This window comes from Methylomonas defluvii, from assembly GCF_033949435.1.
GTDB classification, from domain to species: domain Bacteria; phylum Pseudomonadota; class Gammaproteobacteria; order Methylococcales; family Methylomonadaceae; genus Methylomonas; species Methylomonas defluvii.
In genome coordinates, this window is the sequence record NZ_JAXARY010000020.1 from 1 (window position 1) to 12494 (window position 12494).

Sequence of the window (12494 nt, forward strand, 5' to 3'; positions counted from 1 at the left end):
AATAAACTCATTATCGGCGCCATGATGCGAAAATTGATTCATGTGGCGTTCGGCGTCTTAAAATCCGCCAAACCCTTCGATTCGGCTATTCATTTGGCTTGACTTGGATAACAGTATCTACTCATGCGGTATTTGACTTAAGCAAATAAGCTGGTTAACTACAAGAACGGGGGATAAAACGATGAACGATAAACTATTGCCAAAAATTGACGAGAACCTGGTGTCCAAAATCGTGGACATTTTCTATGCCGGCATGCTCGATGACTATCGTATAAACCGGTATTTTTACTCCAGGCCCATAGAAGAACAAACCAAACCGCTGAAGCAACTTGTCAATGCTTTGCTCAGCGCAGATCCGGTCAAGCCTAAAAAACTTGCCGAATTGGCTGATGATTACTTTGCGGCGGCTTTTGCCAGAGGGAACGCCAAGCCCAGTTTGGTCAATAATCGAGACTTTGCGTTTTTGGAGATGTTCGTTACGGGCGATCTAGTCGGTAGCGACGAGAAACCCCATCTGACCCTGCTCTGTCCCGGACATTCCCATTTTTTAAGATTACAGCCCATTGACGATAACTACGATGTGGTGTTGGAACTGTTGCAAAGCAGCCTCAATCAATTGCAAGTTCCGCAGGAAACGACTGAGCAGATCATGGCATTCGCGGCTTCCGGCTGGGACGGTATTCTGGGCAGGGGCCAAGCTATTTATGATGATGGTGAAAAAACGACCGACTTCCGGACGCATGGCTAGTTTTATTGTTTACCCGGTCCTGTTTATTACGCTTATGCCGTTCAGGCTGTGCGCGTCGAGGCCCGGGCTTGTGTGGCCTTCAATAGACTAAAGGCATTAAGGCGAAAGGTAATTTGTAAGGATAGCGTGAATAGCGTTTAAAACCGGCGCCTAAAAGCTCGTCATTCCCTCATGCAGAAGGTTCTCAAAGCCGATCCGCGCAGAAAATCTTATTCGCAGCGTACCATTTATGTGATTGGCTACCCGTTTCCATGCAGGGGCGACGCTCCGCTGGAGATTCTTGCGAAAGAGGGTATATAAAACAGCTTGAGATTGCGTTTAAGCCGTTGTCAGCATTCAATCAGATTCACCGCCAAACCGCCGCGTGAGGTTTCCTTGTATTTGGTTTTCATGTCGGCGCCGGTTTCGCGCATGGTTTTGATTACCTTGTCCAGCGATACAAAATGTTTGCCGTCGCCGCGCAGGGCAATGCGCGCCGCGTTGATAGCCTTAACCGAACCCATCGCGTTACGCTCGATGCAGGGCACCTGCACCAAACCGCCAACAGGATCGCAGGTTAAGCCCAAGTTATGCTCCATGCCAATTTCGGCGGCATTTTCCACCTGCTCGGGCGTGCCTCCCAATACTTCAGCCAGTGCGCCGGCAGCCATAGAGCAAGCAACGCCGACTTCGCCCTGACAGCCGACTTCGGCGCCGGATAGCGAGGCGTTTTCTTTATACAGAATCGCTATTGCGGCGGCTGTCAGTAAGAAGCGAATCACCCCTTCTTCATTCGCGCCATCGCAAAAGCGCCAGTAATAATGTAATACCGCCGGGATAATGCCGGCAGCGCCGTTGGTGGGTGCGGTCACGACGCGCCCGCCGGAGGCATTTTCCTCGCTGACGGCAAGTGCAAATAAGTTTACCCATTCCATGGTTCCCACCGGCATGCTGGGAGTTTGCCGAGGAATTTCGCCGCTCAACTGCCGGTAGAGATTGGCCGCTCTGCGCCTGACTTTCATGCCGCCCGGCATAACCCCTTCTTCGTGCAAGCCTCGTTCGACGCAGGCTTGCATCACCTGCCAAATGTTCAATAATTTCTGGCGGATTTCCTCTTCACCCAGCCACGCTTTTTCATTGCTCAGCATCAAATCGCTGATTGATTTGTTATGTGTCGCGCACAGTTTTAGTATCGCTGCACCCGTTTTGAAAGGATAGGGTAGGCAGGTGTCGTCATTGCTCAGCCTGTCCGCTGCGGCTGCCGCGTCGGTCACGACAAACCCGCCGCCTACCGAATAGTAATCGCTTTGCAGCAGTTCGGCGCCGTTTGCGCCGAATACGCTAAAGCGCATGCCGTTGGAGTGATAGGGGAGTACTTTACGTTGAAACAGCAAATCGGCTTTCTCGTTGAACGGTACCGGGTATCGTTGCAATAGCCTAACTGCTCCGGATTCGCGGATTGTGGCCAGGCGTTGTGGAATGATGGCGGGGTCAATCAAGTCAGGTGCTTCGCCTTCCAGGCCAAGTAAAACCGCTTTGTCGGTGCCATGGCCTTTACCTGTCGCACCAAGCGAACCGAATAATTCGATGCGCAGGCGCTGTACCTCATCAATAAAACCTCGCTGTTCCAGATTATTGACAAACGTCATTGCTGCCCGCATGGGCCCCACAGTATGAGAACTGGAAGGTCCGATACCGATTTTAAAAATATCGAAGACGCTGATAGCCATAATTGTCGCCTAAATAGTGCTAAGAAAAGTGTGTCGGGAATAAAGGAGCTATGCCCCCTTCAGTTGCAAAGCAATTAATGTACCTCCGCTGCGAGATTATAAACAGCATCTCCAATCGAATGGGCAGGGGCATTCCAAGCTAGACTTGTCGGTAAAGGTTGCTTGCGAAAACAAATTGGCTGTCGGTTTTTCCGGCGCACTTTGCGTTCCAGCTGCGAATGTCTTTCTTTTGAACTAATCGGACCAGGCCGTGAAAATACTATTTTTAATGGGCGTTAGCATATCCGCATTTTTTCCGGTTTGTCAGGCGTTGGCCGAACCTATGAAATGTGTGGTCGATGGAAAAACGTTGTATACCGATGATCAGGCGCGGTGTGCTAAAGGAGACGTCAAACCTATTAATGGCAGCGTAATAATTTCATCTTCTCCAACGAGCGTGCCGCGTGCCAATAATATTGCCAAGCCAGCGTTTGACGTGCCGTCCGGCCTTAATGGCATTCTTCAGCAATTTGGTATCACGGAAAAGGAGCTGGAGAATGGGTGGCAAACCGTGATGGAAGCCCATAAGCGCGGATCATGGAAGGCGCCTGAATTGCCGGAGGATGACAAATAGCTTGTTCTTCGACGCAGCTAAAAAGCGGCGCAGGTGTGTGAGGTACGCGCCAGGGCATAAAAAACCCCGCGAAGCCGATGACTTGCGGGGCTTTGGGATAGTGCGGGCCCGTTAAGAATGGGCTTAACTATTTATAGGCTGTAGTACATATCCAGCTCAACAGGGTGAGTGCTCATACGCAGACGAGTCACATCTTCTTGTTTCAATGCGATGTAGCCATCGATTACGTCGTCGGTGAATACGCCGCCACGAGTCAAGAATTCGCGGTCTGCATCCAGAGCCGCCAAGGCTTCGTCCAAAGAGAAAGCCACTTGTGGAATCGCTTTTTCTTCTTCTGGCGGCAAGTCGTACAAGTCTTTATCCATCGCTTCACCTGGGTGAATTTTGTTTTGGATACCGTCAAGACCGGCCATCAACATGGCAGAAAACGCCAAGTATGGGTTAGCAGTGGAGTCTGGGAAACGTACTTCGATCCGGCGGCCTTTAGGGTTGGTGACGTAAGGAATACGGATAGACGCAGAGCGGTTACGTGCTGAGTAAGCCAGCATCACAGGCGCTTCGAAGCCAGGAACCAGACGTTTGTAGCTGTTGGTTGATGGATTGGTGATGGCGTTTAACGCTTTAGCGTGTTTGATGATACCGCCGATGTAGTACAGCGCGGTTTCTGACAAGCCGCCATACAGGTTGCCGGTGAACAGGTTGACGCCGCCTTTAGCCAAAGATTGGTGAACGTGCATGCCGCTGCCGTTGTCGCCAACCAGTGGTTTAGGCATGAAGGTTGCGGTTTTGCCGTAAGCGTGCGCGATGTTGGCAATCACGTATTTCAAGCCCAGTACTTCGTCGGCTTTTTTAACCAAAGTATTGAATTTAACACCGATTTCGCACTGACCGGCAGTTGCCACTTCGTGGTGGTGTACTTCAACGGTTTGGCCGATTTCTTCCAGAACCAGGCACATTGCAGAGCGCATGTCTTGGAATGAATCGACGGGCGGTACGGGGAAGTAACCACCTTTAACGCCTGGACGGTGACCGATGTTGCCGTTTTCGTAAACTTTTTCTGAGTTCCAGCCTGCTTCTTCTGAGTCGATTTGGTAGGAGCAGCCGCCCATGCTAGTGTTCCAGCGGACGTCGTCGAAAATGAAGAATTCGTTTTCAGGACCGAAGAACGCGGTGTCGGCGATACCGGTAGATTGCAAATAGGCTTCAGCGCGTTTGGCGATAGAGCGCGGGTCGCGAGCGTAACCTTGCATATCTTTCGGTTCGATAATATCGCAACGCAAGATCAGGGTTTTGTCGTCGAAGAAAGGATCGATAACCGCGGTGCTGGGGTCCGGCATCAGAATCATGTCCGATTCGTTGATGTGTTTCCAGCCGGCGATGGACGAACCGTCAAACATGTTACCTTCTTCAAAGGTGTCTTCGTCGATGGTGTGCGCTGGGAAAGTAACGTGTTGTTCTTTACCGCGCGTGTCGCAGAAGCGGAAGTCGACAAATTTGACGTCGTTTTCTTGGATTAATTTCAGAACGTGATCAACAGACATTAGTGAGGGTCTCCGTAGGTTGTAGTTGTTTTGGTTGAGAAGCTTAAACGATTTAACAATATCATCAAACGTAGTAAAGAGCTATAACAAACAGAGCCTCCAAAGGGCTTTCAACGCAATGGAGGCGTACAGCTTTATAACGATGATTTACTTAGGCTACCAACTTAGAAAGTGATGACTACGTCCGCAGTAACCAAGAATTGGTTGTGGCGTGTACCGTTGTCGAACGCTTTAGCATTATCGGTAAAGTCGTAACGCAGGTTTGGACGCAAGTTCAACCATTTTGCCGGTTTGTAGCTCAAGCCGGCTGTAACGGCGTAATATCCGCTGGCTTCTTGAAAGGGAACATAGTTAGCGCCGTAGTTGCTGCCACAAGCGAAGTTGTCGCCGACTGTGCCTGCCGCAGCATAGCAACGGCCAGGGCCGAGAACACGGATGCCGTTATGATCACGGAACCATTCTGCGCGCAGACCGGCTGAGACTTTGTCGTTGACGTCATAAATCAAATATTGGTTGACGCCATACCATTCGGCGTCTTCCCTGCCGTCTGGAAGCCCTGCAAGGCTTGCGTTCCCGGTCCAGATATTATTGGCAAAACCGTGATCGTGTTGAATGATGTAATGCAACTTGTCGGTGAAATTGTGCTTGCCGACGATGCTGTACATGGCCCATGTGTCTTTGCTGTTTTCGGAGCGTTCGCCAGCCGTTGAAGTAATAGCCAGAGAGGTGCCGGCGTCGTCGCTTGTCCAGGTTACCCCGCCCAACCAAGCCCAGTTGCCCAGGTCTCTGTCCCAGTTGCCGTCCCAGCCGCCCGAGTTGCTTCCGGTAACTGCACCGCCCATTACTGTCCAATTCGGATTGAATGCGTAGGTTGCGAGTATGCCAGTATGGGTAAATGGTTCGCCATATTGCATAGTGTAGGGTTTGGTGATGAAGAAGTTATCGGGAGCGGTAACTACTTCGTAACCGATTGGAGTATAAAAGTGCCCGGCTTTGACTGCGATACCATTACCGAATGGGAGGTTAAACTCGGCGTATGCTTGTGGTAATGCCAAACCGTAGAAGCGCTCCCCGTGTCCGCTCAAATTCAGATCCCAGTTGCCACGGTCACTGTCCGCTAGGGTGCCGGGGTCGAATCCGAATGAACCGTAAGCTTGTGTAAACGCGGCATCGGTACCGTACATCACATCGACGCGACCGCCGATGTCGAAAGAGTCGCCGTTCACATTGATAGCTTTTTGCAAATACAGATACAGCTGGTTGAGTTGCAATTCACCGCTACGATCATTGAATGTCACTGGGCCGTTAAAACCGTCACCGTTGCTATTCATGTTGGCGCCGACGCTACTGTTCAGCCAGCCGCCAACCTTCAGATTATGATCGGTCATGAATTTCGATGCGTTTGGGTCAATCCCCGCTGCACCCAGTAGTCCGGATGCTTCTGTCCAGCTGTCCGCGCTAGCGGAGGCACTGCAAATCACCATTAATCCGGCTAAGCAAGCGCGGCTGTGTGATTTTGTTAACGTTGTGTTGTTTCTCATGGTGGTTATCCCCTTGGTTCAGTGACTACTGAAGATTCTATAGCAGTTTTTAGGCCATATTCGATTTATTAAAAATCAATAAGATAGGTGGTATATGTAGACTAGTTCATGATTCGCAATGGTGCAAATTCTTTTTGTTGCACCAAAGTAATGCAGTGTTGCTATGTTGCGACAACGCCCCGTTTATTCTTAAAGCAAACCACTGAAACTGGCAGATCAAGGCCTGTAGGGTGGTATTGAGTTGCAATGGTGCAATCCAAAAAGCGTTGCACTGATTTGGTGCGATTCTGTTGTTCTTTTAATGGATGTGTTTAATAAAGCTTTAAAAATCATGGGAATAAATAGTGGCATGCATCATGCTTCGCTTGTTTCGGGAATTTATTAACTCAAGCAAAGAGGTGTTGAACTATGAAACTGATAACAGCGGTGGTTAAGCCGTTTAAGCTAGACGACGTGCGTGAGGCGTTGTCGGATATCGGTGTATCTGGCGTGACGGTTACTGAAGTAAAAGGCTTTGGTCGGCAAAAGGGCCATACGGAACTGTATCGTGGTGCCGAATATGTGGTGGATTTTTTACCCAAAGCAAAAATCGAGGTAGCGGTTGCGGATGCTTTGCTTGAGCAAGCCGTCGAAGCGATTGTGAAAGTAGCCAACACCGGAAAGATCGGCGATGGCAAAATTTTTGTAACCGATCTGGAGCAGGTGGTTCGGATTAGAACCGGCGAATCCGGCGAAGAAGCTCTTTAATATGAAGATGGGGAAACCAACAATGAAATATTTAACAGGCATGGCGCTGTTCGCGCTGTTTGGACTCTCGGGCATGGCGTTTGCGGAAGAAGTGGCGGCACCAGCCGTGCAAGCCACCGTTAACAAAGGCGATACCGCCTGGATGATAGTTGCCACCGTATTGGTTGCGTTAATGGTAATACCTGGCTTGGCCTTGTTCTACGGCGGTATGGTGCGAGCCAAAAATATGTTGTCTATCTTGATGCAGGTCTTTGTGATCTTTTCGTTGACGGCGATTATGTGGGCGACGTTCGGCTACAGCGTTGCCTTTACCGAAGGTAACGCCTTCTTCGGCGGTTTCAGCAAGGCATTTTTGAAGGGTATTACTCCGGATTCGATGGCGGGGACCTTTAGCAAGGGGGCTTATGTACCGGAATTCATCTATGTAGCGTTCCAGCTGACATTCTCGGCTATCACGCCGGCCTTGATCATCGGCGCATTTGCCGAGCGGGTTAAATTTTCAGCGGTGCTGTTGTTTACTGTCATCTGGTTCAGTTTCTGCTACTTACCGATGGCGCATATGGTTTGGTTCTGGGCTGGCCCCGATGCCTATACCGATGCGGCCGCAGCGGAAACAGCCGGTGCGACGGCGGGCTTTTTATTCCAAAAAGGCGCCTTGGATTTTGCCGGCGGTACCGTGGTACATATCAACGCCGGTATCGCCGGCTTGGTCGGTTGTTTAATGATAGGCAAGCGTATTGGTTATGGTAAAGAATTTATCGCGCCGCACAGTGTGACGATGAACATGATAGGCGCATCCTTGTTATGGATAGGCTGGTTTGGCTTTAATGCAGGTTCCAACCTGGAAGCCAACGGTCTGGCAGCATTGGTTTTCGTTAACACATTGTTGGCGGCAGCGGCGGCAACTCTGGCCTGGATGGGCGCGGAATGGGCTGTGCGTGGTAAACCCAGCATGTTGGGCGCTACGTCAGGTGCGGTGGCCGGTTTAGTTGCGATTACGCCTGCTTGCGGCTGGTCAGGGCCGATGGGAGCTATCGGTTTGGGCTTAGTAGTCGGTGCAGTATGCTTCTGGTCGGTAACCTTTTTGAAACACGCGATGAGTTACGACGATTCGCTGGATGCGTTTGGTGTGCATGGGGTGGGCGGTATTATCGGCGCCTTGGGTACTGCTCTGGTTGCCAGCCCTGATTTGGGTGGTACCGGCGTCTGGGACTACGTCACCAACGCAACCTTGCCTGACTACAGTGTGCTTACCCAGCTTGCCAGCCAAGCTTGGGGTGTAGGCATCGCCATCGTTTGGTCCGGCGTGGTGTCCTTCATTGCCTTCAAAATTGCCGATGTGGCTCTTGGTCTGCGGGTTAGCGAAGCGACTGAGCGCGAAGGTCTGGATGTCACCGAGCATGGCGAAACCGCTTATCACGTTTAGGGTTGAAAGCTGCGGTTAACGCGAAAAGAAACGGGTGGTCGGCGATGGCTGCCCGTTTTTGTTATCATGAAGCACTACTTTGGTGCTTTTGCTCGGGTAAATTGTAGGTTCTACCGGAATTATTTATTATGGTGGCAACAGTGACGAAACAGCTTTTTAATCATTCGAATTTGGGGATAGCATGAAATTAATTACAGCGATTATCAAACCATTCAAGCTGGACGACGTCAGGGAAGCCTTGTCCGAGATCGGGGTGGCGGGTGTAACGGCAACCGAAGTAAAAGGCTTTGGCAGGCAAAAAGGCCATACCGAGTTATATCGCGGCGCTGAGTACGTGGTGGATTTTCTGCCTAAGGTCAAGCTGGAAATTGCAGTGGCGGAACACGTTGTCGACCAAGCCGTGGAAACCATCGTCAAAGCCGCAAACACCGGCAAAATTGGCGACGGTAAGATTTTTGTGACCAACCTGGAACAGATTATCCGTATCAGAACCGGCGAGACCGGAGAAGACGCTATCTAAGTCTTCAACAAAAAATAAAAAGCAGTAGAACATCAAAAATCGCCCTGGTCTGCGCGAAATTCGCAGACCAGGGCGATTTTGTTGTTTATAGACAGCTTAAAAATAACAACACACCATCATCTAGTGAAAGACAATGACAACAATAAAAAGAACGCTGATGCTAATGGCATACAGCTTGATGTTGCCGCAGCAGGCTTGGGCCGAAGGCATTAACCAAGCCAACACCGCTTGGGTTTTAACCTCCACCGCGCTGGTTTTATTCATGACCATTCCTGGCCTGTCGCTGTTTTATGGCGGTTTGGTCAGAAGCAAGAACGTACTGTCGGTATTGATGCAATGTTTTGCGATTACCTGTCTGGTATCGCTACTGTGGTTGGCCGGTGTATACAGCTTCGTATTTGCCGATGGCGGCAGCTGGCAGCCGTTTTTGGGGAGCGGCAGCAAGATCTTTCTGCCGGACATGAACACGCAAACTTTGATCGGCGATATTCCGGAAACCGTGTTTTTCATGTTTCAAATGACTTTTGCGATTATTACCCCGGCCTTGATCGTTGGCGCGTTTGCCGAACGGATGAAGTTTTCAGCCATGCTGTGGTTTAGCGGACTTTGGCTGATTGTGGTGTATATGCCGATTTGCCATTGGATATGGGGCAACGGCTGGCTGGCGGCGATGGGTGCGAAGGACTTCGCCGGCGGGATTGTGATTCACGTCAACGCCGGGGTGGCATCTCTGGTGGCGGCATTAGTGTTGGGGCGCCGTAAAGGTTTTCCCACGGTGGCGATGCCGCCGCACAATATGACCATGGTGGTTACGGGTGCCGGGATGCTCTGGTTCGGCTGGTTCGGCTTCAACGGTGGTAGCGCGTTAAAAGCCGACGGCAGTGCCGGGATGGCGATTGCCGTGACGCATATCGCCGCGGCAGCCGGTGCTTTAACCTGGATGACCATTGAATGGCTGCGTTTTAGTAAGCCCAGTGTTTTAGGTATCGTCACCGGGATGGTCGCCGGCTTGGGCACCATTACGCCGGCCTCTGGCTTTGTCGGGCCCATGGGTGGTTTGGTTATTGGTATTGTGGCTGGCGCCGTGTGTTTTTACGCCACGCAATTCGTCAAACGCCGTTTGAAAATCGACGATTCCTTGGACGTGTTTCCGGTACATGGCGTCGGCGGCTGCGTCGGTTCGATTTTAACCGGCGTGTTTGCTGCTGAAAGTTTCGGCGGCTTGGGATTGAACGGCGTGACTATTGCCCAGCAAGTCGGCGTGCAAACGCTTGCGGTTTTAGTGACGGCGGCCTGGAGCGCTTTATTCAGCTATGTTTTATTGAAACTCATCGGCGTGTTCATCGGTTTGCGCGTCAGCGAAGACGAAGAGCAGCAAGGTCTGGATATTGTGTTGCACGAAGAAACCGGCTATCACAATCTGTAACCATTAGCGGTTAGAATCTACGCTTTTCATAGCGGGCAGGGCGGATCGCCGCCTGCCCGCATCCCCACAAAATCAGGAAAATCATGCCCATCACTCTTGAAGCTTTAGAAACCATCGTCCGCGCGGCGGGCGATGTGGCGATGCGATATTTCAACGATCTGGACTCTCTGGCGATTAACAAAAAAAGCGCTCGCGACTTGGTCACCGATGCCGATGTCGCAGTGGAAAATTATCTGAAACAAGCGCTCAGCGAGCATTGTCCGGAGTACGGTTTTTGGGGGGAGGAAAGCGGCCAAACCGCCAACCAAACCAGCCGCTGGATCGTCGATCCGATCGATGGCACTCATTCATTTTCGAAAGGCCAATATTTTTGGGGCGTCAGCGTAGCCTTGGAAATCGACGGTGAATTGATGATGGGCGCGGTTTACGGCCCGGCCTTGGACGATTATTACTGCGCGGAAAAAGGCAAGGGCGCCTGGAAAAACGGCAAACCTATCCGGGTCTCTGATGAAACCAATCTGGCTAGCAGCATGGTATCTACCGGTTTTGCCTGCCTGCGCCAGTATTTGGAAGATAACAACCTGCCGCGTTTCAACCGTATCGCGCAGGCTACCACCGGCCAACGGCGCTTGGGTTCGGCGGCATTGGATTTATGCACGGTTGCGGATGGCCAGGTCGATGCTTTTTGGGAACAAGAACTCAATCTGTATGACATTGCCGCGGGCGTGTTGATAGCCAAAGAAGCCGGCGCAACCATCACCGATTTTAAAGGCAATCCTGGTGTGTTTCCAAAGCAGGTGTTTGCGACTAACGGCAAAATTCTCGATCAGCTATTGCCTTTGATGTAAGCGTCTTTCATCAACATCTCGCAGCGTTTGGCAATATCGCTAGCTTGTTGTGCGGACGAGAAGCCGGCGTATTTATCCGCAAACTGTTGGGCGGTCTGTGTGTGTTTCGAATGGCGTAATAGCTCAGTTACGGCTGTTTTGTAGTTGGGATTTTTGCTTTCCGCGGCGATGTAAGTGCCCGCGCCGAGAGTAGCGAGGTTTTGAGCGCTGATCAGTTGTTCCAGCTGAAATGGCAATGCCAGCAAGGGTTTGCCGGACAGTAAAAATGCCGACAATGTCGCCACACCGCCATGGCAAACAGCCAAATCGCATTGTTTGGCAGCAGCCGAGATGATTACCGGCTGCGGAGTAATGTGTAGATTGGCGCTGCTGTTTTTTTCTATAAATACAGGTGTTGTGCCGGGTATGTGCGCCAATATCGACCAAGGTGACGCGCGCAACTGTTTTAGCAACACTTCCAGGCCGGGATATTCCGGGTGCAAATAGACGAATATTTTTTCGGCTCCGACGCTCGGCCAGATCGGCTCCATGCCGTCCGTCTGCAAAATGGTCGGCCCCCAATAATTTGCGTTACGGTATTGCCGATAATGGTCCAGCTCCGGAAACGTGCAGATAAAATCTTCCGTAAACTCTAACAAGTCCGCCAAAATCCTTAATGGTGGTGTATTCAAACGCTCTAAAACCGAGTTAGTCGTGTTTAACACTTGGCTTTCGATAATGTTTAAGGCCTTATCGCTAACGCGCAACCAGGGGCGAATATTGGGCATCGGACTGATGCGCGGCGGCGAAAAAAAGCCGGTGCCGAACCCCGCTCGAGGCGTGTCAAATTTGCGGGCAGCCAGTAACGCGGTCGGTGAATGGTCGCATACGATCAAGTCAGGACTTACATGGCGATAAAGGCATTCCCAGGCTTTTACTCGGGTTAACAGACCGGTTTTATCGGTATAGCCGGCGTTTTGTAGAATTCCCGGATAACTGGAGGCTGGTGCTTGCGGACGACTGTCAGGCCAGCGTATCGGGGCTTGTAGGTAACAAAAGTGATCGGCAGCTAACCAAGTGTCGGCGTATTCCAAATCTTTAAGCGCGAATACGACCTCGTGCCCGAGACTTTTAAGTTGTTGGGCTATGGGCAGAAATGCGGCGGTGTGGCCGTAGCCGCCCCCTAATTCCCAGCAATACAGGACTCTAGCCATGGCAGTGGATTTGCTTCACAAAAGGTTGAAGTTGGAGTTTGTCTACAGCGTTTAGCAATAACTTTTGTTGAAACAACTGGTTTGAGAATTTATGCGCTAGCATTTATCTATGCTCATGATGGCAGTCAATAATAGAATTCAGACCGTTTGCTAATGATTTGGAATCATCGATAGTATTCAGT

General features: G+C 50.9%; 11 protein-coding genes and 1 pseudogene. 8 read left to right on the forward strand and 4 right to left on the reverse strand.

Annotation, left to right across the window (positions count from 1 at the left end):
- Together QLH52_RS18665 and QLH52_RS18670 are read left to right on the forward strand one after the other, a co-directional pair.
- A pseudogene (locus QLH52_RS18665) lies at positions 1-102 on the forward strand (IS110 family transposase); the annotation flags it as partial.
- Positions 103-181: 79 nt separating this feature from the next.
- Positions 182-748, forward strand: coding sequence for a globin family protein (locus QLH52_RS18670; protein ID WP_319962550.1), 567 nt, complete (start codon positions 182-184; stop codon positions 746-748).
- 329 nt (positions 749-1077) lie between these two features.
- Here the strand turns inward: QLH52_RS18670 and QLH52_RS18675 are convergent, their stop codons facing one another.
- Positions 1078-2457 carry an L-serine ammonia-lyase gene (locus tag QLH52_RS18675; protein ID WP_319962551.1) on the reverse strand — a complete coding sequence of 460 codons (1380 nt, stop codon included), beginning with the start codon at positions 2455-2457 and terminating at the stop codon, positions 1078-1080.
- Between the two features lie 250 nt (positions 2458-2707).
- On the opposite strand from QLH52_RS18675, the gene QLH52_RS18680 reads away from it, so the two are divergent.
- Positions 2708-3070, forward strand: coding sequence for a hypothetical protein (locus QLH52_RS18680; RefSeq protein ID WP_319962552.1), 363 nt, complete (start codon positions 2708-2710; stop codon positions 3068-3070).
- Positions 3071-3201: 131 nt separating this feature from the next.
- Here QLH52_RS18680 and glnA read toward each other — a convergent pair whose 3' ends face one another.
- On the reverse strand, positions 3202-4611 hold the full coding sequence (gene glnA, locus QLH52_RS18685) for a glutamate--ammonia ligase (RefSeq protein ID WP_020485489.1): 1410 nt from the start codon (positions 4609-4611) through the stop codon (positions 3202-3204).
- A gap of 164 nt (positions 4612-4775) precedes the next feature.
- On the reverse strand, positions 4776-6152 hold the full coding sequence (locus QLH52_RS18690) for a porin (protein ID WP_033155374.1): 1377 nt from the start codon (positions 6150-6152) through the stop codon (positions 4776-4778).
- Between the two features lie 408 nt (positions 6153-6560).
- On the opposite strand from QLH52_RS18690, the gene QLH52_RS18695 reads away from it, so the two are divergent.
- The 5 genes from QLH52_RS18695 to QLH52_RS18715 all read left to right on the forward strand — a co-directional run bounded on the left by QLH52_RS18695 (position 6561) and on the right by QLH52_RS18715 (position 11119).
- Positions 6561-6899 carry a P-II family nitrogen regulator gene (locus QLH52_RS18695; protein ID WP_020485491.1) on the forward strand — a complete coding sequence of 113 codons (339 nt, stop codon included), beginning with the start codon at positions 6561-6563 and terminating at the stop codon, positions 6897-6899.
- Positions 6900-6921: 22 nt separating this feature from the next.
- Positions 6922-8325 carry an ammonium transporter gene (locus QLH52_RS18700; RefSeq protein WP_319962553.1) on the forward strand — a complete coding sequence of 468 codons (1404 nt, stop codon included), beginning with the start codon at positions 6922-6924 and terminating at the stop codon, positions 8323-8325.
- A 181-nt stretch (positions 8326-8506) separates the two neighbouring features.
- Positions 8507-8845, forward strand: coding sequence for a P-II family nitrogen regulator (locus QLH52_RS18705; protein WP_020485493.1), 339 nt, complete (start codon positions 8507-8509; stop codon positions 8843-8845).
- A 157-nt stretch (positions 8846-9002) separates the two neighbouring features.
- Positions 9003-10271 (forward strand): ammonium transporter, encoded by a 1269-nt coding sequence (locus QLH52_RS18710; RefSeq protein ID WP_205454462.1) that lies wholly within the window; start codon positions 9003-9005, stop codon positions 10269-10271.
- Positions 10272-10354: 83 nt separating this feature from the next.
- A complete protein-coding gene (locus QLH52_RS18715) occupies positions 10355-11119 on the forward strand; it encodes an inositol monophosphatase family protein (protein WP_033155372.1) in 765 nt (254 codons plus the stop codon).
- Here the strand turns inward: QLH52_RS18715 and QLH52_RS18720 are convergent.
- The gene (locus tag QLH52_RS18720; RefSeq protein ID WP_319962554.1) at positions 11098-12312 is read right to left on the reverse strand and encodes a glycosyltransferase; all 1215 of its coding nucleotides are present in this window, start codon (positions 12310-12312) and stop codon (positions 11098-11100) included. The two genes, QLH52_RS18715 and QLH52_RS18720, sit on opposite strands and share 22 nt — an antisense overlap.
- Positions 12313-12494: the final 182 nt, after the last annotated feature.